Consider the following 20,578-nt stretch of genomic DNA (forward strand, 5'->3'; position numbering starts at 1 on the left):
CGGCTGCCTGCGCCACCTCGGCCGGCTCGCGCGGGGCGCCCTCGCCCGCGCCGCGCTGGCTCCGCGCGCGTCGGTGATGGGCGAGCTGCTCCGCCCGCAGCAAGGCGCCAGCAGCCTGCTGCCTGCGGAGCAGACCTGCCGCCCGGCGTGCCGGCGCGCGCGGCGCCGCAAGGAGCGCCCGGCAGGCGCGGGCAGGGCGACGCCGACGCCGGCGCACGCCATCCCCTCTGCGAATAGCGGCAAGCGCAGGGTGGAATGAAACGTGCTTTGGCGCGGCTCCCTCGGCGCGAGAAGACACATGATCTCGTGTCTGCCGATGGAAGGAGCTGATCGTGGATCTCGAACTCACCGGCAAGCGGGCCATCGTCACCGGCGGCAGCCGCGGTATCGGCAAGGCCATCGCGCGGGAGCTGGCGCGCGAGGGCGCAGACGTCGTGATCGCCGCGCGCGGCAGGGACAAGCTGGAGGCGACCGCCGCCGAGCTCTCGGCGGAGACGGGTCGCCGCGTCGTCCCGCTGGTTGTCGACACCGGCAACGAGACCTCGGTCAACGCGCTCGTCGAGCGCGCCGTCGCCGCGCTGGGCGGCGTGGACATCCTCGTCAACAACGCAGCCGTGCCGGGCGGGATCTCGACCGCGACGCGCCTCGACCAGATCGTCGACGCGCAGGTGATTGAGGACATCAACATCAAGGTCGTGGGTTACCTGCGGACCGCGCGCGCCGTCGCGCCGCACCTCATCGCGAACGGCTGGGGCCGCATCATCAACATCGGCGGGCTGGCCGTGCGCAAGGCCGGCCGCCCGGTGGCCACCCTGCGCAACGTCGGCGTAGCGGCGATCACCAAGAACCTCGCGGACGAGCTCGGCCCGAAGGGGATCAACGTCACGGTCGTGCACCCCGGCGCGACGCGCACCGAGCGCGTCCGGCCCGAGCCGGAGAAGGACATCGCCGCCTCGGTGAGCATCGGCCGGATCGTCGACGCCCGCGAGGTCGCGTGGGTCGTCGCGTTCCTCGCCTCGCCGAGGAGCGTCGCGATCAACGGCGACGCCGTCGTTGCCGGCGGCGGGAGCGTCGGGCCGATCTATTATTGAGCCCAGAAACGACGGGCCCGCGCCCCCTGCGGGAGCGGGAGGCGACCGCGCCAGCGCGACGCCACGAGCAACCTAGCCAAAGTACCAACGGAAGATCATGAGCATCCCGACGACCCGACTCGGCCGTACCGGCCTCACCGTTTCGCGCCTGTGCCTGGGCACGATGACGTTCGGTTTCCAGACGGACGAGGAGACCTCCCGCGCCATCCTCGACAAGGCCGCTGGCGCCGGCGTCAACTTCCTCGACACGGCCGACGTGTATCCGCTGGGCGGCGGCTTGCCGACCGCCGGGCGCACCGAGGAGATCGTCGGCCGCTGGCTCAAGGGCAAGCGAGACCGCTTCATCCTCGCCACGAAGTGCGTCGGCCGCGTCGGCCCGAACCCGTGGGATCAGGGCGCCTCCCGCAAGCACATCCTGGACGCGATCGACGCCTCCCTGCGCCGGCTCGGCACCGATTACGTGGATCTCTATCAGCTCCACTCCGACGACCGCGACACCCCGATCGACGAGACGCTGGAGGCGCTCGATATCGTCGTTCGCTCGGGCAAGGCGCGGTACATCGGCGTATCCAACTACCTGGCATACCGCCTGGCGCGCGCGCTCGGCCGCGCCGATGTGCGCGGGCTCGCGCGGTTCGTGTCCGTGCAGCCGCGTTATGCGCTGCTGTTCCGGGAGATCGAGCGCGAGCTGCTCCCGCTCGCGCAGGAGGAGGGCCTCGGCGTCATCCCCTACAACCCGCTCGCCGGCGGGTTCCTCACGGGCAAGCACCGCCGCGGCGAGCCGACGGCGGGCACCCGCTTCACGCTCGGCGCGGCGGCGTCCATCTACCAGCAGCGCTACTGGAACGAGCGCGCGTTCGCGACCGTCGAGAAGCTCTCGGGCATCGTCGCCGAAGCAGGCCAGTCGCTCACGACCGTCGCCGTCGCGTGGGTGCTCGCCAACCCGGCCGTCACGTCGGCCATCATCGGCGCCAGCCGGCCAGACCAGCTGGACGCGACGCTCTCCGCGGCCGAGCTCTCGCTCGATCCGCAGCTCAAGGCCCGGCTCGACGAGGCGACCGCGGAGTTCCGCCACGGCGACTCGCCGCGCTGAGCCGGGGTTGAGGCCGCCGGCGCGCCTTCGCGACGGCAGCGCCGGTCAGCCCCCGAGCGGCGTCTCCAGCGCCTGCCTCCGCGACAGCGTCCGCAGCTTGCTCAGCGCGCTCTCCTCGATCTGCCGGACGCGCTCCCGGCTCACCGAGAACATGCCCCCGATCTCGGCGAGCGTGTGCGGCTGCCCGCCGTCGAGGCCGAACCGGAGCCGCAGCACGTCGCGCTCACGCGGGGTCAGCGCCTCGAGCAGCGCAGAGACCTGCGCGTGCAGGCGGCGGTGGACCAGGAGCTCGTCCGGCGCGGCGCCCTCGCTCGCGAAGAAGTCGCCCTGGCGCGCGCCGTCGTCGTCCCCGACCGGCGCGTCGAGGTACACGGGCGGCAGCGCCACCTCCCGCAGCGTCTGGAGCTTCTCCATCGACAGCCCGCTCCGCTCGGCGACCTCCTCCGGCGCCGCCTCGCGCGCGTGCTCCTGCTCCAGCTCCCGCCGCGCCTGCAGCGCCCTGCGCCGGGTCTCGGCGATGTGGACAGGCACCCGGATGACCTGGCCCTGATAGAGCAGCGCGCGAGAGAGCGCCTGCTTGATCCACCACATCGCATACGTGCTGAACCGATAGCCGCGCCGGTAATCGAACTTCTCCGCCGCGCGGATGAGCCCGAGATTGCCCTCTTGGATGAGGTCGAGCAGCGGCACGCCGCGGTGCCGGAGCTGCCGGGCTGCCGCCGCCACGAGCCGCAGGTTCGCGCGGACCATCTCGGCCCGCGCCTCGGCCGCCGCCCGGCCGGCGACGCGCATCGCCGAGAGCGTCCCCTCGATCGCCTCGCGCCCGCGTCCATCGACCGCGGGGATCGCCGCGCGCAGCGCGCGCTCGATCCGCTCCTCCACCAGGGGGCCCAGGCGCACGTCGGAGAGCCCAGACGAGAGGGCGGCGCGCGCTCGCTGTCCGCTCGCCTCCGTCCGCCCGGCCTCCGCCAGGGACCGCGCGAGCCCGAGCAGCCGCGCCATCGTCACGGACGTCGCGTCGCTCGGCGCGTCGCCTCCGTCCGCGTTCAGCAGCAGATCGCTCATGTCCACCCGCCCCGCCCGCAGATCGTCGGCGAGCGCCGCGAGCGCCCGCAGCGCGACGGGCGACGCGACCCAGGCCTCGATCATCGCGCGCTCCGCCGACTCGATGCGACGGCCGAGCTCCACCTCGAGCTCGCGGCTCAGCGGCGCGCTGCCCGAGATCTCCTGGAGATAGACCGCGGCGACGTCCTCGCTCGGCCGCGCCGGCGGCGCAGCCCGCCGGCCGGCGGGCGCTCCCTGCCGCGACGACGGGGGAGGGCGGGTGTCGGCGCCGCGCTGCTCCTCGGCCCGCGCGTCGGCGACAGCGCCCCTTCCCTCCAGGGTCGTCGTCTCCGCCTCGCCCAGGCGGCGCGAGTTCGTGGGACTGTCGTTCATCTCGCCTGCTCCACCATGGTGCCCGCGTCGCGCGGTGATCCGCTCGGGCGCTCGCCGGGACACGCACCCTCAGGGCAACCCCCCAGCATGGACCATGAAGCGACTCCGGTCATGCCGCGACAGAACAAAGGGGCTCCGCGGGCCGCGCGATCCAGAGTGCGCGACAGCCGCGCTCACTCCAGATCGCCTGTCGGAGCGGTCGGGCGCCGGGCCCGCGCGGTCAGGCGCCGGGCCCGCGCGGTCAGGCGCCGGGCCCGCGCGAGCCGCCCGGGCCGCCTGACCGAGAGGCGCCGGACCTCACAGCAGGACGGCCAGCGGGAGCACGGCGGGGCGCCGCGACGCCTCGCGCCGGAATACCCGCCTCACGCCTCGGCTGAGCGCGTCCTCCAGCGCCGGCGCCAGCGTGCGCGCCGCGGGCGACAGCGCGGCGAGCGCGTCGCGCGCGCTGTCGAGCGCGGCGGCGTACAGCGGGCCGCCCTCCTCGAAGTGGGCCACGCCGCGCCCGAGGAGATCGGGGCCGCGCAAGATCTCGCCCGTCTTGCGGTCGGCCACCACCAGGACCATCACGAGCCCCTGATCCGAGATCTGCTCGCGCTCCCGGAGCACGATCTCGGAGACGTCGAGCCCGCCGCGCGCGTCGAGCCACACCCGGCCGCTCTTCACCGTCTCGCCGAGGCGCATCCGGCCATCCTCGATGATCAGCGAGTCGCCGTCCTCGACGACGAAGACCCCCGACCGCGGCACGCCCATCCGGAGCGCCGTGCGCGCGTGGGCGAGCAGCATCCGGTACTCGCCGTGGATGGGGACGAAGTGCTCCGGCCGGACCGCGTCGAGGAGGACCTTCTGCTCCTCGGCCTGCGCGTGGCCGCTCGCATGGATGGGATCGAGGCCGCGATCGAGCACGACGGCGCCGCGCTTCGCCAGGCGGTTGGCGAGCTGGCTGACGGCGATCTCGTTGCCGGGGATCGCGCGGGACGAGAAGATCACCGTGTCGCCCGGATCGACCCGCAGCCGGTGGTGGTCGCCCATGGCCATGCGCGCGAGGGCGCTGTTCGGCTCGCCCTGCGCGCCCGAAGCGAGCACGACGAGGCGCTCGGGCGGGAGCGAGGCCGCCGTGGCGTCGTCCACGAGCACGCCGGGAGGGACGCTCAGGATGCCGATCTCCTCGGCGATCCGCGTGTTGGTCGCGAGGCTGCGCCCGGCGAGCACCACCTTGCGGCCGAGCTGGGCGGCGAGGTCGAGGACGCTCTGGACCCTGTGGACGTTGGAGGCGAACAGCGCGACGAGGATGCGCCCCTTCGCCTCGCGAAACCGCCGGGTGAACCCTTCGGCCACCGCGGTCTCGCTGACCGACCAGCCGTCGCGCTCCGAGTTGGTGGAGTCCGAGAGGAGGGCCGCCACGCCGGCGCGGCCGTACTCGGCGAAGCGGCCGAGATCGAGCCGCTCGCCGGCCACGGGGGTGAGATCGATCTTGTAGTCGCCCGTGTGGATGAGGATCCCCTCGCCCGTCTCGATGGCGTAGCCGACCGCGTCGGGGATGGAGTGGGTCACGCGGAGGGGCTCGGCGCGGAACGGGCCCGCCACGAAATGCCGTTGCGGCTCGACCTCGCGGAGCGGCACGTCGATGCCGTGCTCGGCGAGCCGCTCGCGCACCAGCCGGAGCGTGAAGCGCGTCCCGTACACGGGGACGGGGAACTCGCGCAGCAGCGACGGCAGCCCGCCGATGTGATCCTCGTGGCCGTGCGTGACCAGCACCGCGTCGACCCCGCCCGCCTCGCGAACGTAGCTGAGGTCGGGGATCGCGACCTCGACGCCGAGCACCTGGTCGTTGGGGAACATGACGCCGCAGTCGACGAGCACGCGGCGGCCTTCCTCCTCGATCAGCATCGCGTTCATCCCGACCTCGCCGAGGCCGCCGAGAGGAATAATCCGGACTCCCATCGGCGCAGCCTAGCATCGCGGATCGCACGAACAGAGGCCTCGCTGGAGGCGCGCGCGGACCGGCCCGCGCGGAGGCGCGGGCGCGGGGGGGCCGAGCTCAAGAGAGCTGGGCCCCGGGCTGCGCAGGAGGCCTGTCCTCCGGTCTGCGGATTGCCTCTGCGCAGAGCGGGAGGACCTCATGGCACAATCCAACGTTTCGCTGGGCGCATACGAGCTGCCGACGACCTACCTGCCGTCGGACGACGTACCGACTGCAGAGCTCGCCTCGCTTGCCCCGAGCGTGCGGGCGGTGCAGCGGACGACGACGATCCCCTCTAGGCCGCTCCTCGGCGCCGTGCCGCTCGCGCGGATCGTCCCCGAGGACGTGCACTCCGTCCTCGACTACTCGAACGGACTCATCGTCGCGCTGGCCGGGCTCTCCGCGCGGACGAAGGCCGCAAAGGTCGCGGGCGTCGCGCTCGGCGCCTCGGTCGTCTTCGTCTCCCTGCTCACCGACTACCGGCTGAGCCTGGCGAAGCGGATACCGATCGAGGCGCACGAGGTCATCGACCATGCCTTCGGCGCGTCGGCGATCGCAGCGCCGTTCGCGCTCGGCTACGCGAAGCGCGACCCGCTCGCCGCGGTCATCCACGTCGCCGCGGGGGCGGTTACGATCCTGGGGTCGCTGCTCACCGATTATCGCGCGGTGAGGGGCGCCGGGCGCCGGCCGCGGCGGGTGTAGCCGCGCGCGCAGCCGGCCAGCGCCGGCACCTCCCCATGTGCCGAGTCGCCCCACCCTCGGTCGCACCGACGCTCCCCAACGCTCTATGCGAGCCGCTGTATCCAGGCACGGGACTCGCGATGACCGTACCACAGCGCATGTCACACACTCCGCCGCAGCGAGGCTGAGAGATTCTCTTGCTTTACTGCGGGAAGTTACCCCGGATCAGCAGAGAAATCGCCATGGCGCCAAGGTCGCCAAGAAAAGGGGGGAGGGCTGTCGCAGGCGCCGCGACGCCTCCCGCGCGGCGGTGGCCGGCGCGCGGAGGATCGGGACCGACGGTGCCGAGGAATACGGACGCCAGGCGTCGTCGTTGGCACGGGCGACCGATGAAGCACCGACCATCAACCCTCCTCCTGGCCGCGCTCTTCGCCGCGGCCTGCTCGCGCCCTTCCAGGGATACGCCGGCCGTAGAGCGCAGCGCTGAAGTCGCCGGGACGGCCGCGCCGGCTCCGCCAGCCTCTCCGCCGCCGCAGAAGCTCCAGGCCGTCACGCGGATCGGCGGCGCGCTCGTGCGCGCGCCGCAGGACGACGCGCTCTACCTGGCCGACGAGGACCACGCGGTCCTCCGGCGCATCCCGCTTCCCGTCGACGTGAGCACGCCGCCTGTCGAGATCGCCATGCCGGGGCGGCCGGCGCAGGTCCTCGCGCTCGCGGACCGCGTGCTCGTCACGATCCGCGATCCCGGGCTCCTCGTCATCTTGCGGCCCGATCCGGCGGCGGGGCTCGTGGAAGCGGCCCGCGTGCCCCTGCCGGCCGACGCCTGGGGGCTCGCGATCACGCCGGACGAGCGCACGGCGCTCGTCACGAGCGCGTGGGCGGGCAAGGTCTCTGCGGTGGACCTCGCGACCGCGACCGCGACGTGGTCCATCGATGTCCCGCGCGAGCCCCGCGGCGTCGTGATCCGCGAGGACGGCGCGGCCGCGTACGTCACGCACCTCACGTCCGCCGCGCTCACCCGGATCGCGCTGCGCGGCGTTCCCGAGGCCAGGCCGTTGGTCCTCCCGCCGTCGCCTTTCCGGGCTCCTCATGGCAAGTCGCTCTCCGCGTCGCTCGGCTACGCGGCCGCGCTCTCGCCGGATGGCCGCCGCCTCTTCGTGGCGCGCCACGCGCTGGGCGCGCTCGGCGAGCAGGCGTGGTTCGGCGCCTCGACGGTCGACGTCCTGATGACGAGCGACGAGGCGCCCCTCGCGCCCCGGCGCCGCCAGGGCGCGCCGCTCTGGCGGGCGAACGCGCTCGACGATGCGGGGTTCGACGACGCGGAGCTGGAGCTCCCCAACACCTCGCTCGCCCCGTTCGTCCAGCCGCGCGCGCTCGTGTACCGGAAGAGCACCCGCACCCTGCTCGTCGCCAGCGAGGGTACCGATGCCCTGGTGGAGCTCGACGCGCTCGCTGTCGATCCGGCGCTCCGGCCGCTCCGCACTTACGATCTCGGCCGCCATGCGGGGCCCGACGTCTACGTGGCGACCCTGTGCGGCGCGCCCAGCGGCGTCGCGCTGTCCGCGGACGAGTCCATGGCGTGGGTGGTTTGCCGCTCGACGGACGCCCTCGCGATCGTCCGCCTCGACGAGCACCGCGACGACGCTCCGTTCGAGCCGAGCCCCGTGCCGTACATCGCGCTGGCCGACGCGCCGGTCCCGCAGCAGGCCGCCCTCGGCCGGAAGCTCTTCTACAACGCGGTCGACTGGGGCACGAGCGGCGGCCTCGGGTGCGCCGGCTGCCACCCGGACGGGCGCGACGACGGCCATGTGTGGCACGAGGCCCGCGTGATGGATGTCGGGGGCGAGAGCGTGAATTTCCTCGGATCCGCCGAGAACCAGCCGGCCGATGTGGAGCCGCGCGGCGGCGTGCCCCGGCAGACTCCAATGCTCGCGGGCCGCGTGTCGGCCGAGGGGCCCTATGGCTGGAACGCCCAGAGCGAGAACCTGGCGGAGCGCCTCCGCGAGGGGTTCGGCCTTCACCGGTGGGGGCCCGGCGGTCTGGGCAACGGCGAGCTCGCCCTGAGGGCGCGCCACCTGGCCGCGTTCCTGCGCGCGGGCCTCGTGCCGCCGCCCAGGGAGGCGCGGAAGCTCACGCCGCAGGAGGAGCACGGCCGCGCCCTCTTCATGAGCGACACGGCGCAATGCGCTCGCTGCCACGTGCCCGAGACCGAGCACACCGACCGCATGGGCTACCCGATGCCCGGGTTCGCGGCGCGGCCCGGGTTCGCGGAGGAGAAGGCGGGCCAGGTGTTCAAGACGCCCTCGCTGCGCTTCGTCGGCGGGACGGCGCCCTATTACCACGATGGATCCGCGAAGACGCTCGAAGAGCTCATCGACGCCAACCAGGACCGGATGGGTCGCACCAGCCACATGTCGAGGAATGACAAGGCGGCGCTCGCCGCCTTCTTGAGGACGTTATGAAGAAGAGAGCGGTGATCGGGATGGTCCTGCTCGGCGCGCTCGCGCCGGCGCAAGCCGCGGAGTCGGTGCTCGCCCAGGCGGGAGGCGCGGCGGCCGGGCCGCAGGCGGGGGCCGCGGGAGACCCGGCGGACGCGGGAGGAGGCGCGGAGGCGCCGCAGAAGCGCGCGCTCGAGGCGACGCCGCCGCCGCCCGAGCGGACGGCGCGGCCGGCAGCGGCCGAGTGGGACGCCGCGGAGCAGGTGTCGCTCGCGCGCGCCGCGAGGGGCGGCGCGTGCAAGGCGCGCCGGCAGCGCGAGTGGCTGCGGATCGATTGCAGCGTTCCGTCGGTGGTCGCCGTGAGATCGCTCGGCGCCGGGGCCGGAGGCGAGTCTGTCTCGGTCGGTGAGCAGAGGCCCGACGAGGACGGCCCCTTTCCGTCGAGCATCTCGGTGATCTTCCCCGTCCGGATCGGCGACAGGAGGGTCATCGAGATCCTCTCGATCGAGGAAGGATACCGCTTCCAGACCGGGCTCTCGACGAGCGTCGTGATCTCCGAACAATGGCTCGAAGGCGACGCCGGGCCGCTCGTCAGCGCGCTCTGAGCCCACGTCGGCGCGACCGTCGACGCGCCCACTTCCCCTGCCCTGGGAGGCGCCACGCGCCTGGACGACATCCACGCAAGTTCGGAGGCGTCCCGCGCTCCAGGCCGGGAAACCGGATTCGAGCTGGCGCGCTCTGCACCGAGAGCCTGTTCGCGAAATGTTGCGGTGCTTACCGCACGGCGCCGTCGCATGTGCGCCTTCCACCTGCTCCCCCCGCGCGCACGCGTGGCGCGTGGCGCGTGGCGCGTGGCGAGATCGATCCACACGGCTCGCGGGAAGGGATTGGATCCGGCGCCACTACGTCGTAGTGTGGAGAGCTCGCATCGACCATCGCACCGGCCGTCGGCTGCAGCATCCAGGGCAACGATCCGGCGGTCGTCGCGCGCGCCGGTCGAGAGATGGAGAAGAGATGAGCTGCTTGAGCGTGGATCCTGTCGTCACCGACAGCTTCGGGATCGAGCCGGCCCTGAGGGACGACACCCTCAGCGTCAAGCTCACCGGCACGGGCGACATGGCGGCATCTTCGCCGCTCAGCAGGTACGTCAAGGCGCTCGAGGGCGAGGTGATGCGCCTCTCGGTGAGCACCGTCGAGTTCGACGTGCGCGGCCTGTGCTTCATGAGCTCGAGCTGCCTCAAGGCGTTCGTCCGCTTCATCTGCGGCCTGATGAGCCATGGTCTCCGATGCAGGATACGGTTCGTCACGGACGCGAAGCGGACATGGCAGCGCCGGAGCCTGAAGCCCCTGGATCGCATGTGCCCGGAGCTGGTCTCGATCGCGGACGCATGATCGAGAGCTCGAGGCCATGACGAGGAAGCGTCGGACGCTCGCATTTCTGATCGACAATGTCGTTGGCGACTACCAGTCCGAGCTGCGCGCCGGGATCGAGCGCGGCGCCGCGGCGCACGACGTCAACCTGCTGACGGCGTTCAGCGACCCGGCCATGGCTCGCCGGCCGGAGGTGGCCGACCGGGGCACCTTCTATCACCTCATCGGCCCTGAGACCGCCGACGGCGTCATCGTCGCCTCGTCGACGCTCTCCCCTTACGGCGGCATGGAGGTCATGCGATCGTTCTGCCGGTCCTTCGCGCCGCTGCCGGTGTGCAGCATCGGGACCGCGATCGACGGTGTGCCGAGCCTGATGGTCGACAACGCCCTCGGGAGCGAGATCTCGGTCGGGCACATGGCGGACGAGCACGGGTGCCGGCGCATCGCGTACATCGGCGGCCCGAGCAGCAGCGAGGAGGCCGCGCTGCGCGCCTGCGGGTACCGGAGGGCGCTCGCGGCGCGGGCGCTCCCTTGCGACGAGCGCCTCCTCGTGTTCGGTGGGTTCACGATCCCGACGGGGCGCGCGGCGATGCGCGAGCTCCTGGCTCGCGGGGTGGCGTTCGACGCCGTGGTGGCGGCCAACGACAGGATGGCGCTCGCGGCGATCGAGGTGCTCAAGGCCGAGGGACGCCGCATCCCGGAAGACGTCCTCGTGTGCGGGTTCGATGACGTCGGCATCGCTCGCTTCACGAAGCCGTCGTTGACGACGGTGCGCCAGCCGATCGAGCGGCTCGGGGGGATGGCCGTGAGCACGGTCCTCCGCATGATCGACGGCGAGGCTGTCGAGGCGCTGCAGCTCGCGCGGGTCGAGCTCACGCAGCGCGAGTCCTGCGGCTGCGGGTACCGCGCGGGCGACACGTTCCTTCAGCCGGTCCCCTCGGTGCGCGGCTTTCCGCGCCCCATCGCGGATCAGCGGGCGTCGCTGGAGCGCGCGCTCGCCAGCAGCGTGGCGATCCCGAGGGGCGCCCTCGACGGCTGGGAGGGCGACCTGCTCGCCGCGATGGAGGCGGAGCTCGCGGGCGACGAGGGGCGCTTCCTGCGCGCGCTCCAGGCGCTCCTCGACGGGGCGAGGCGCGAGGGCGTGCTCCTCGAGGAGTTCCAGGCGGTGATATCGCTCTTGCGCTCGCGGGTACAGGGGTCGCCCGTGGGCGGCGACGCGGCGTTGGAGCAGCTCTGGCACGCTGCGCGCATCCTGATCGGGAGCGAGTGCGTGCACGTCGAGGGGGAGCAGCGGCTGAACGTCGAGCTCGCCGCGATCGATGTCACCTACGGCGCGCGGGGCTTCTCCGCGTGCTTGAGCCTGCCCGTGCTCAAGGGGTTGCTGGCGTCGGAGCTGCCGAGGATGCGGTTCTCGGACGTCGCCGTGTCGCTGTACGACGACGCTCAGCAGGCCACCATGAAGCCCCTGTTCGTGATGGAGGACGGCCACGAGGTGGAGGTGCCGGCCGTGAGCTTCCCGGCGCACCTCCTCGCGCCCCCGGGCTTCCTGGACGCCGACGAGCGCATCAGCAGGATCGTGCTTCCGGTTGCGTTCGGCGACGAGGAGCGGTTCGGCGTCGCGGTGCTCGACCACCGCGCCAGCGGGATGATTTACGAGGTGCTGCGCCTCCAGCTCGGCTCCGCGGTCAAGGCAGCGGCGCTGCACCGGCAGGTCGTCCGCGAGGTGGAGCTGCGCGAGCGGCTGGAGCAGGAGCGGGTCCGTCAGGAGAGCCAGGTCGCGGCGCGCATCCAGACAACGCTGGTGCCGAAGCAGCTCTCGATCGAGGGGCTCGACCTCTGCGCGGTCATGAAGCCGGCGGCCGAGGTCGGCGGCGATTACTACGATGTGATCCCGGCGAACGGGGGCGGGTGGCTGGGGATCGGCGACGTCGCGGGGCACGGGCTCGCGGCGGGCCTCATCATGCTGATGATCCAGAGCATGGTATCGGCGCTGACGTGCAACGACCCGGCCGCGAGCCCGGCGAAGGTCGTCACGGCGCTCAACAAGGCAATTTTCAAGAACGTCCGCGATCGTCTGGAGCGCGACGAGCACGCGACGCTGCTCTTGCTCCGGTACGAGCGCAACGGGCGCGTGACGTTCGCGGGCGCGCACGACGATCTGGTCGTGTGCTCGGCGCGGACGCGGCGCTGCGCGTGCATTCCGAGCTCAGGCGTCTGGATCGGCGCGCTGCCCGAGATCGGCGCGCTGACGCGGGATGCGGAGCTCTACCTTGGGGATGGGGACGTTCTCGTGCTCTACAGCGATGGCGTGACCGAGGCGCGGAACGCCCATCACGAGCAGTTCGGGCTGGAGCGGCTCTGCGCCGTCATCGAGGCTGTCCAGACCGAGCCTGTCGGCGTGATCCGCGACCGGATCCTCGAGGAGGTCGAGGGGTGGTGCCCGAGCCCGGACGACGACATCACGATCGTCGTGGCGAGGTATCGCGCGCCCGAGTAGCTGCGGCGGGGCGGGGCTCGCCCTGGCCGGGCGGGTTCCTCGTTTTGGGCCCGTCGCGCCGATGAAGCTCCTCGCTGCGTGGGGCACCGCGGGTGCTTCTGCTGGCGAGAGGGCGAAGGAGAAGGCCGTGCGCTGTTACGGCGAGCGCCCTGGTTTCTGGGGCCTTGCCGCCTTCTGTGCCCGCGGCCCGCGGTCCGGCGCGCGCGAGCGCGTCTTGGCAGCGGATCGGCGGGTCGTGCTCGCTGGCTTCGGCGCGAACACCTCGCTCATGGACGCCGCCGTCGCCGCGGACAACTGCCTTGGCCTGTCGCTGTGGCGACGCTGGCTCGCCGGGCACCTGCCGGCGATCCTCGCGATTCCGGCGGCTCCCCATGGCGGCCGCCACCTCCTCCGCCGTGTCCGCCACCCCTCCCGCCGCGAAATTCCCTGAGTTCGCCGCCCTCTCCGCCTGGCACGCCTTTCGCGAAAGGGCTCTGGCATGCAGGCCACGGCGCTCACGTTCTCTCTGCTCGGGCTCGACGCGCACCCCATCCGGGTGGAGGTCGACTCGGGCCGCGGTCCGTCGTTCTTCCAGATGGTGGGCCTCGCCGAGGCGAGCGTCCGAGAGAGCCGCGTGCGCGTCCGTGCCGCGCTCCAGCAACTGGGCATCGAGCTCGACGAATACGTGATCACCGTGAACCTCGCCCCGGCAGACCTCAAGAAGAGCGGCGGCGCGTACGACCTCGCCATCGCGATCGCCGCGCTGGCGGCGCTCGGCAAGGTGCCCGCCGAGGGGCTCGACCGGATTGGCCTGCTCGGCGAGCTCTCGTTGAGCGGCGCGGTGCGCCCCGTGCGCGGCGTCCTGCCCGCGCTGCGCGGCGCGGCGGCGCAGGGGGTCGCGCGCGCGATCGTCCCCCAGGGCAACGCGCGCGAAGCGGCGAGCGTGGCTGGCATCGACGTCCTCATCGCGGAGCACCTCGGCCAGGTCGTCGCGCACCTCCGCGGCAACAGGCCACTTCCGGGCGCAGGGACCATGGCCGCGATCGACGCAGAGCCGAGCGCTGCAGCGGCGGATCTCGCCGAGGTCCGCGGCCAGCACGGGGCGCGCCGCGCCCTCGAGATCGCCGCTTCCGGGGGACATAACCTGATCATGATGGGTCCGCCAGGCAGTGGAAAGACCATGCTTGCTCGGCGCCTGCCGACGGTTCTGCCGCCGATGTCCTACGACGAAGCGCTCGATATCACCGCGATCCACTCCGTCGCCGGGCTGCTCTCCCCGGACAGGGGCCTCGTCGCGATTCGGCCGTTCCGCGCCCCGCATCATACCGTGAGCGCCGCGGGCCTCGTCGGCGGCGGGGATCCCATCCGCCCCGGCGAGGTCTCCCTGGCCCACCATGGGTGCCTGTTCCTCGACGAGCTGCTCGAGTTCCGCCGCGGCGTCCTCGAGGCGCTCCGCGAGCCGCTCGAAGAGGGCACGGTCGCCCTCTGCCGCGCCCGCGCCCGCGTCGTATTCCCGGCGCGCCCGATCCTCGTGGCCGCCATCAACCCCTGTCCGTGCGGCTTCCATGGCGACCGCGGCAATCGCTGCGCCTGCTCCCTCGATCGCGTCCGCGCCTACCGCGCGCGGCTGAGCGGGCCGCTGCTCGATCGCATCGATCTTCACATCTCCTTGCCGCCCGTCGATGTCGCTCACCTGTGCGCGCCGCTCGTCGACGGCCGGTCGTCGCTCGAGGCGCCCGAGAGCTCCGCGGCGGTGCGGGCGCGCGTGGTCGAGGCCCGCGCCGCGCAGCGCGCGCGCTTCGAGGCGGGGGAGGTCGCGGCGACGCACAACGCCGAGCTCGGACCGCGCGATCTCGCGCGCGTCGCGATGCCGGACGCCACCGGCGCGCGCGTGCTCGCGTCGGCCGTGGAGCGGCTCGGCCTCTCGGCGCGGGCGTACACCAAGGTGCTGCGGGTCGCCCGGACGCTCGCCGACATGGACAGGAGCTCTGCGGTGCGGGCAGCGCACGTGGCCGAGGCGATCGGCGCGCGGCTGTTCGACCGCGAGGCCGCCTCCGGGCCGGCGCCCGCCACCACCGCCGCGGGCGCCTGAGCTCGCCGCGGCGCCGAGGACCACCGCGCCCGCAGCGATGCCGGCGCGATCGCGGCCGCCCCGACGGCCGCGCTGGATCGTCTGTCCGCGCGCTCGGGGGCGCGCACGCTCGACACGCAACAGCAACACGCAACAAGCAACGAACGCACGTCGAAAAGGAGAGACCGAGATGATGACCGAGATCGCTGAGAAGCTCCGCACCGTGAAGACCGTCGTAGGCACCATCGAGAAGCAGTTCGGGAAGGGGGCGATCATGTCATTGAACGGCGAGAACGAGACCCGGGACATCGGCCTGATCCGGACCGGATCGCTGTCGCTCGACGCGGCGCTGGGGATCGGGGGATACCCGCGCGGCCGCATCGTGGAGATCTATGGCCCGGAGTCGTCGGGGAAGACCACGCTCACGCTGCACGCGATGCGGGAGGCGCAGCGCGCGGGCGGCGTGGCCGCGTTCATCGACGCCGAGCACGCGTTCGACGTCACGTACGCGCGCACGGTCGGCGTCGACATCGACAGGCTGCTCGTCTCGCAGCCGGACAACGGCGAGCAGGCGCTCGAGATCGTCGAGATGCTCGCGCGCTCGAGCGCCGTCGACGTGATCGTCGTCGACTCGGTGGCTGCGCTCACGCCCAAGGCCGAGATCGAGGGGGACATGGGCGATTCCCACATGGGCCTCCAGGCGCGGCTGATGAGCCAGGCGCTGCGGAAGCTCACGGGCATATGCCACCGCACCGACACGACGCTCATCTTCATCAACCAGCTCCGGCAGAAGATCGGCGTCGTGTTCGGCAATCCCGAGGTGACGACCGGCGGCAACGCGCTCAAGTTCTACGCGAGCGTGCGGCTCGACGTGCGCCGGGTGGGGCCGGTGAAGGTGAGCGACGAGGCCATTGGAAGCAGGACGCGCGTCAAGGTGGTCAAGAACAAGTGCGGACCGACGGTTTATTTCGTATACCCTCCCTCGGCATCCTCCGCAAGCTCATCGGCTGTCCGCCACTCGATCTCGGGGAGCGAACCTGAGCGCAGGCGGATGGTCCGAGCGAGGTGATCTACCGCTTCGCGTCGCGCGGTCACGTCGAGAGCCGACCAAGCACGGGAGAGCTCCGCCACGTCCGCGAGCGCCTTCCGGCGCGCCTCGGGATCGGGCGCCTTCGCAGCGCGCGCCGCATCCTCGACCAGCATCGCGAGCCGCGCCAGATCGTGATCGATGCGTGCGAGCTGCGACTGAAGATCGTTCTCTGCGATCATGCCCTTGGTGTAGGCCGTGATCACGCGGTTGCGCTGTGCTGTGAGTCGCTCCCGCTTCGCGTCTGCTCCCTGCGCTCCTCGTGGTGCGGCGGGTTTCGGTGCTGGGCGTGCAAGCTCCTCGCGCAACTCAACCAGGCGATCGAACGCCATGCGCGCAACTTCCACGTCGACTTGTTCAACGCGCATGTAGCCGTTCTCGCAGTTGTGTCGCAACCGCTGCCCGCAGACGTAGTAGTCGCGATCGTTGCGGCTGTAGGCCGCGCCCATGCGCGCGCCGCAGAACGCGCAGCGCGCCAACCCGCGCAGGAGCCAGCTTGCCGTACGCGCTTCCGCTCCCGGGGGACGCCCGCCGTTGCGGCGAGACGCAAGAGCTTCCTTCGCACGTGCGAAGGTTGCGTGATTCACGATCGCGGGATGCACCGCCAGCCAAACGCCGCGTGAGTCCTTCATCTCTCCGAGGTAAAGCCGATTTTTCAGCACGTCATGCATGAGAGATTTCTCCCAGACGCGATCCTCGCTTGGAAAATCGAGCTCGATCGACTCTGCGATCTGGTTGAGAGACTGCCCCGCGATGCAGCGTCGGAATATCTCCCGCACGACATGCGCTTCGTGCTTGTCGACCTCCAAAGCGTTGCCCGGCGCTCGCCGGTAGCCGAGCGGAAGCTGCCCCTCCACGTAGCGCCCTTGGTCGCGCAGTTCCTTCCGGCGTCCGACCGTCCGCTCTCGGATCCGCTTCCTCTCCCCATCTGCAACCCAGGCCATGATCCCGAGCGTGCTGTCTCCGTGCGGCGTCGAGGCGTCGAGGTTCTCGGTCAGCGCGTGGAAGCCGACTCCCCTTGCAACAAGCTCGCGAACCGACTGCACCGCGAAAACGATGTCGCGAGACCATCGATCGACGGCGCTCACGACCACGACATCGCCACGCTCGGCCATGTCGAGCAGACGGCGCAACTCCGCGCGGCGCTCGATCTTCTCAGCGCCCGCGCTCTCTACCTCGACGAAGGAGATCGGCTCCGGGAAGTTCCGCGCGGCGCACTGGCGGCGGATGGCTTCCTGCTGTCCATCGAGGCTTGTTCCGTGGCGTCCCTGTTCTTGGCTGGAGACTCGGACGTAGGCGAGCACGCGGCGCGGAACGGCGGACATGATGCATCCTCTAGCGCGGAAAGGAGGAGGTAAGCCAGGCGATCCAGCCGTCTCAAGGGGCCCCCTCGGTCGGATTTTTCGTGATCAGAACGTCGTGCTGTTCGTAAGACGACGGCTCCGCATCGTTCGCTTTGTGCGCGGCATCCGTGCTCTCGCAAAGGAAGTAGCGGGAGCGCTCCTTGGTCCCTCTGTTCTGAATCAGGCCATCCGCAACCATCGCGTCGACCACGGAGTCTACGTTGCGCTGGCCGCCACCTAGTTTCCGAAGGTCGCGCTTGGATGCTTCCGGGGATGTGCGCAGGTGTTCTAGGATGCGGGTTCTGATGTTCTGCACTGGCGACGGTGCAGCGCTGCGCATCTCGGCAGCCGATCTGTGAAGCACGCGCAGCGCGGAACCTTCGGTCATCGGATCCATCTTCACCTCGTCGATCACGAGGTAGAAGGGTTCTATCAGTCCGCTCTCCGCTTCGGCCGCTGACTTTAGGTGGGTGATGTGCTTCGGGCCGTTTTTGTCATCGGCAGCGACGAGTGCAAACACGCTCCCGCAGCCGTCGTATATCGCGGAGCTGCCGCGCAGTAGCGTGCGGTTGTCGGTGTGTGATTCACGCGGCTTCGCGGCATGGTGGATCAGCACGCACGCCGTGCCGGTGAGTTCTGATACTTGAGAAAGTACGTCGACACAGCGGCGGATCTTCGAGTCGTTCTCATCTTCGCCAGGGATCGCACCGCGAAACGCATCGATGATCAGGAGGTCGACGCCCTCACAGGCGTTCCGGTACGCTTCAAGGACGCCGGGCTGGTTCAGATACACCGGAGGAAGAATCGCGGCCTGTAAGCGGTTATCAAGATCGCGCTCGTCAATTCCCATGCCTCTTGCAAGACGCTGATAGCGGCGGAGTGTCGCCCGCCCCTGGTCATGGTCGACATGACGCACGACCATCTTCCGCGACACAGGGAAGCGTCCCCAGACGGGCAGGCCCGCGGCGGCCGCGAGCGCGAGCGCCTGTGCTGCGAGCGTCTTTCCCGAGTACCCGTATCCCGCTAGCATGCTCGGACGGCCGGCGCAGAGTTGCAGATCACGCACGATCCAGTTCGTCGGAGGCAACGGAGCGAAAATCTCAGTGGTCGACATCCACGAGAACGGATCGTCGCTTTCGGTGCGACTTTGCGCTAGAGCGATCGGCGTTTCAGCTTCCGCGGAGATCGCTCCTCGCGCGATCTTCTCACTGGGTAGAACCGTCGCGCTGTCGGTGTGATGCATCTGCGCTGTGTTGCCCCGCTCTTCAAGCAACACGCCCCATGCTGGCCTCGAACACTTCGTCGCTTCGCTCACTTTTCGACGGATCTCTTCCTCGGTCCACGGTGGTTCACATCTCGGGTTGTAGTCTTCAAGCATCAAGCGCGCGGCGGCTTCTTCGTCGAGATGAAAGCCTCTCAGGATCTTCTCAGCCGTTACGAGCGTCGTCCGGCTCCCGTTCATCCCCTGGATCGCGGATCCACACTTCGCGAGGTAGCTCCGCGCGCGTCGCTCCCGTTCTGCCGCGCTGATCGTGCCCTGGTACGGCGGAGCGTTGGACGCTTTGACCGTGCGCCGATCGGCGTGCGTCTGCTCGCGAGTGACAGAGCGCGGCGCGGTCAAGGTGCTCCGCGCAGCATCGGCGAGCAGAGCAAAAAGCCAGTCAGGCAGAACGGCGATCGCCTCTATGCTCGGCTGCTCTGACCACGCGTAGACAGCACCCGAGCCGTGAAGCGACGGCGGCGCAACGACCAGGCCGCCCTCTGCGCGGACGTCCAACCCCGGCGCGAAGCTCACCTTGTTCTTGATGGCGCTCGCGTCGTGCTCGGCTCGAAGCCGGTAGTAGCGATGCTCTCCGCCTCCGGGACGACCGGTCGATGCGCGCAGGGTCGGCGCCGGTCCATGCTCCGCCTCGAGCTCGCTCCAGGCTGCCCGCCCGGCGTCGCCGTCCACGTCCACCACAACGAGGCCGAGCGCGCCACCCGTGGCCAGGCCGATGTTCGCATCGGACCATCGCTCCCACCAGCCGCGGAGCGTGTTCGCGTCCGTCGTTGCCTGATGCTGCCAGCCTCCGATCCTCGGGTGCTTGCCGGGCGAGTTGCACTTGTCGCGCTTGCGGCATGAGCACACGCCCGCGGTCGCGCTGCTCAGGGGGAACACGCGGAAGCCGAGCGCGGCGAGCTCAGCGGCGGCTGTGCCGAGCGCTGATAGGGGCGACGACGTCACGCGCTCTCACCGTCGGTCATGCTCGGCGGAAGCTCGGCGCTGCCCTCCGCCTGGGGAGAGCTCGCCAGGGGGGCGGCGCGAGCCCGACTCGCACCGTCCGCGGCCAGTAGGCCGAGCTCGGCTAGGGTCGCCCGGACGCGCGCGGCAACGGTGCTCCGCTGCCTCTTGCCGGCGAGGAACGCGCGCACGGTCCGCGGGTCGACACCGGCGCCGACGGCGGCGCGCCGTTCGTCATGGGGGGAGAGCTTTCGTGCCTCAACCATGCCGCAAGCGTGCGGCTTGCTGCGCGCTGGGGTCAGAGCGAAAGTGACTTTAGGGGGATCTCGCCCGGACGAGGGGTCTTAGGGGGAAAGTGACTTTGGGGGGAAGGGCTTCGCGCCAGCCGCTACGGGTCGCGGTCGTCGGAGCCGGGAGCGGGCGGCTCCTGCCGTACGCTAGAGCGCATCGTCTCTCTGAAGTGACTCCAGCGCTCTTCCTGCTCGCGCTTCCCCTTGCTGTACGCCGCCTCGAATGTCGCTTGCACTTTGTCGACAGGCGCATGATCGCCGAACGCGGAAACACGGATCGAGAGCTCTGCTGCTGCTCGGCATTCCGCGAACCGTTTTGGATACCCAGGTGACATGGCTCGGATGATCTCCTCCACGAAATCCGGGTGTTTACTGAGTCGTCCGAATGCTTCATCGCACGCCTGTAGGCTCTCGATGAAGCGAGCGAGCTGGCTTTCTCGGTCCGCTACGGGATCGAGCTCCGAAGGAGCCTCGCTGTGAGAGCGCTCCGCGAAGCTCTGGACGGTTTTCGCAACCAGGGCGCGGCGCTTCATCACGCCGAGCTTCGCCCGGGCGAGCTCGTTTGCGAGCTCTACTACGTGTACCCAGTCCGCCTCGTACCCGCGGTAGACGGCCGTGCGAAGCGTGCGAGCGACGAACGCTGCAGCACGCACGCGCTCGATGATCTCGGGATCCCATGGCGCCCCTGGGCCGACCATGAACATCCCGACGAAGGTTGCTAGGGACGCAGGTTCGTCGAAGTTAAGCGAGAGCAGCGCATCGAACATGGTCCCGGGCTGTCGGTCCTTGGGCAGCGGTGGATTGCTCGTGTGATCGGTGTGTCGTACATCTTCCGTCACGGGATCCCCTTTCGATCCTGTTGCGGCCGGGAGGTGCCACCCTCGCCGGCCGCTTCTCTTCGGGACGGTACCGAAGGACCGCACCACGACCAAGCGCGCCCGGCGCAGCGTGCCCCTGTGCCCCCCCTTAAGGGGTGGGGCACGGGGCACGCTTCGGCCGTCAGGGTCCGAGGCACGGGG

Annotated in this window: 15 protein-coding genes; 10 read left to right on the plus strand and 5 right to left on the minus strand. The window is 70.9% G+C overall.

The annotated features are described in order from the left end of the window. The first annotated feature begins 332 nt into the window (after positions 1 to 332). Both WMF29_RS14055 and WMF29_RS14060 read left to right on the plus strand, forming a co-directional pair. Entirely contained in the window at positions 333 to 1,091 is a 759-nt protein-coding gene (locus WMF29_RS14055; RefSeq protein WP_437329304.1) for an SDR family NAD(P)-dependent oxidoreductase, read from the plus strand. Positions 1,092 to 1,188: 97 nt separating this feature from the next. Further along, positions 1,189 to 2,184 (plus strand): aldo/keto reductase, encoded by a 996-nt coding sequence (locus tag WMF29_RS14060; protein ID WP_437329305.1) that lies wholly within the window; start codon positions 1,189 to 1,191, stop codon positions 2,182 to 2,184. Positions 2,185 to 2,229: 45 nt separating this feature from the next. Here the strand turns inward: WMF29_RS14060 and WMF29_RS14065 are convergent, their stop codons facing one another. After that, positions 2,230 to 3,621: a sigma-70 family RNA polymerase sigma factor gene (locus WMF29_RS14065; protein WP_437329306.1), complete on the minus strand. Its 1,392-nt coding sequence runs from the start codon at positions 3,619 to 3,621 to the stop codon at positions 2,230 to 2,232. 297 nt (positions 3,622 to 3,918) lie between these two features. Next, positions 3,919 to 5,562 (minus strand): ribonuclease J, encoded by a 1,644-nt coding sequence (locus tag WMF29_RS14070; protein WP_437329307.1) that lies wholly within the window; start codon positions 5,560 to 5,562, stop codon positions 3,919 to 3,921. A gap of 178 nt (positions 5,563 to 5,740) precedes the next feature. On the opposite strand from WMF29_RS14070, the gene WMF29_RS14075 reads away from it, so the two are divergent. From WMF29_RS14075 to recA, 8 genes are all read left to right on the plus strand, one after another. Beyond that, the gene (locus WMF29_RS14075; RefSeq protein ID WP_437329308.1) at positions 5,741 to 6,283 is read left to right on the plus strand and encodes an SPW repeat domain-containing protein; all 543 of its coding nucleotides are present in this window, start codon (positions 5,741 to 5,743) and stop codon (positions 6,281 to 6,283) included. Between the two features lie 368 nt (positions 6,284 to 6,651). After that, positions 6,652 to 8,724, plus strand: a complete 2,073-nt coding sequence (locus WMF29_RS14080) for a hypothetical protein (protein ID WP_437329309.1) — start codon at positions 6,652 to 6,654, stop codon at positions 8,722 to 8,724. After that, positions 8,721 to 9,305: a hypothetical protein gene (locus WMF29_RS14085; protein WP_437329310.1), complete on the plus strand. Its 585-nt coding sequence runs from the start codon at positions 8,721 to 8,723 to the stop codon at positions 9,303 to 9,305. The genes WMF29_RS14080 and WMF29_RS14085 overlap by 4 nt, the downstream gene beginning before the upstream one ends. A gap of 409 nt (positions 9,306 to 9,714) precedes the next feature. Next, complete coding sequence (locus tag WMF29_RS14090) at positions 9,715 to 10,092, plus strand: hypothetical protein (protein WP_437329311.1); 378 nt, start codon at positions 9,715 to 9,717, stop codon at positions 10,090 to 10,092. A gap of 16 nt (positions 10,093 to 10,108) precedes the next feature. After that, entirely contained in the window at positions 10,109 to 12,568 is a 2,460-nt protein-coding gene (locus WMF29_RS14095) for a SpoIIE family protein phosphatase (protein ID WP_437329312.1), read from the plus strand. Between the two features lie 61 nt (positions 12,569 to 12,629). Continuing rightward, complete coding sequence (locus tag WMF29_RS14100) at positions 12,630 to 12,998, plus strand: hypothetical protein (protein WP_437329313.1); 369 nt, start codon at positions 12,630 to 12,632, stop codon at positions 12,996 to 12,998. Between the two features lie 48 nt (positions 12,999 to 13,046). Then, on the plus strand, positions 13,047 to 14,639 hold the full coding sequence (locus WMF29_RS14105) for a YifB family Mg chelatase-like AAA ATPase (RefSeq protein ID WP_437329314.1): 1,593 nt from the start codon (positions 13,047 to 13,049) through the stop codon (positions 14,637 to 14,639). A gap of 169 nt (positions 14,640 to 14,808) precedes the next feature. Beyond that, a complete protein-coding gene (recA, locus tag WMF29_RS14110) occupies positions 14,809 to 15,687 on the plus strand; it encodes a recombinase RecA (RefSeq protein ID WP_437329315.1) in 879 nt (292 codons plus the stop codon). On the opposite strand, the gene WMF29_RS14115 is transcribed toward recA, so the two are convergent. The 3 genes from WMF29_RS14115 to WMF29_RS14125 form a co-directional block, all read right to left on the minus strand. Next, on the minus strand, positions 15,582 to 17,030 hold the full coding sequence (locus WMF29_RS14115) for a recombinase family protein (protein ID WP_437329316.1): 1,449 nt from the start codon (positions 17,028 to 17,030) through the stop codon (positions 15,582 to 15,584). The two genes, recA and WMF29_RS14115, sit on opposite strands and share 106 nt — an antisense overlap. 52 nt (positions 17,031 to 17,082) lie before the next feature. Continuing rightward, a complete protein-coding gene (locus tag WMF29_RS14120) occupies positions 17,083 to 19,272 on the minus strand; it encodes a bifunctional DNA primase/polymerase (protein WP_437329317.1) in 2,190 nt (729 codons plus the stop codon). A 385-nt stretch (positions 19,273 to 19,657) separates the two neighbouring features. Next, positions 19,658 to 20,326, minus strand: coding sequence for a hypothetical protein (locus WMF29_RS14125; RefSeq protein WP_437329318.1), 669 nt, complete (start codon positions 20,324 to 20,326; stop codon positions 19,658 to 19,660). Positions 20,327 to 20,578 lie beyond the last annotated feature (252 nt).

The organism is Sorangium sp. So ce381, from assembly GCF_051473845.1.
Taxonomy (GTDB): Bacteria; Myxococcota_A; Polyangia; order Polyangiales; family Polyangiaceae; genus Sorangium; species Sorangium atrum.

What these genes read in the sequence shown, in the direction of transcription:
- WMF29_RS14100 (WP_437329313.1), top strand. Translation starts at nt 12,630, where the DNA reads ATGAAGCTCCTCGCTGCGTGGGGCACCGCGGGTGCTTCTGCTGGCGAG.
- WMF29_RS14060 (WP_437329305.1), top strand. Translation starts at nt 1,189, where the DNA reads ATGAGCATCCCGACGACCCGACTCGGCCGTACCGGCCTCACCGTTTCG.
- WMF29_RS14075 (WP_437329308.1), top strand. Translation starts at nt 5,741, where the DNA reads ATGGCACAATCCAACGTTTCGCTGGGCGCATACGAGCTGCCGACGACC.
- WMF29_RS14125 (WP_437329318.1), bottom strand. Translation starts at nt 20,326, where the DNA reads ATGTTCGATGCGCTGCTCTCGCTTAACTTCGACGAACCTGCGTCCCTA.
- WMF29_RS14080 (WP_437329309.1), top strand. Translation starts at nt 6,652, where the DNA reads ATGAAGCACCGACCATCAACCCTCCTCCTGGCCGCGCTCTTCGCCGCG.
- WMF29_RS14065 (WP_437329306.1), bottom strand. Translation starts at nt 3,621, where the DNA reads ATGAACGACAGTCCCACGAACTCGCGCCGCCTGGGCGAGGCGGAGACG.
- WMF29_RS14070 (WP_437329307.1), bottom strand. Translation starts at nt 5,562, where the DNA reads ATGGGAGTCCGGATTATTCCTCTCGGCGGCCTCGGCGAGGTCGGGATG.
- WMF29_RS14085 (WP_437329310.1), top strand. Translation starts at nt 8,721, where the DNA reads ATGAAGAAGAGAGCGGTGATCGGGATGGTCCTGCTCGGCGCGCTCGCG.
- recA (WP_437329315.1), top strand. Translation starts at nt 14,809, where the DNA reads ATGATGACCGAGATCGCTGAGAAGCTCCGCACCGTGAAGACCGTCGTA.
- WMF29_RS14105 (WP_437329314.1), top strand. Translation starts at nt 13,047, where the DNA reads ATGCAGGCCACGGCGCTCACGTTCTCTCTGCTCGGGCTCGACGCGCAC.
- WMF29_RS14090 (WP_437329311.1), top strand. Translation starts at nt 9,715, where the DNA reads ATGAGCTGCTTGAGCGTGGATCCTGTCGTCACCGACAGCTTCGGGATC.
- WMF29_RS14095 (WP_437329312.1), top strand. Translation starts at nt 10,109, where the DNA reads ATGACGAGGAAGCGTCGGACGCTCGCATTTCTGATCGACAATGTCGTT.
- WMF29_RS14115 (WP_437329316.1), bottom strand. Translation starts at nt 17,030, where the DNA reads ATGTCCGCCGTTCCGCGCCGCGTGCTCGCCTACGTCCGAGTCTCCAGC.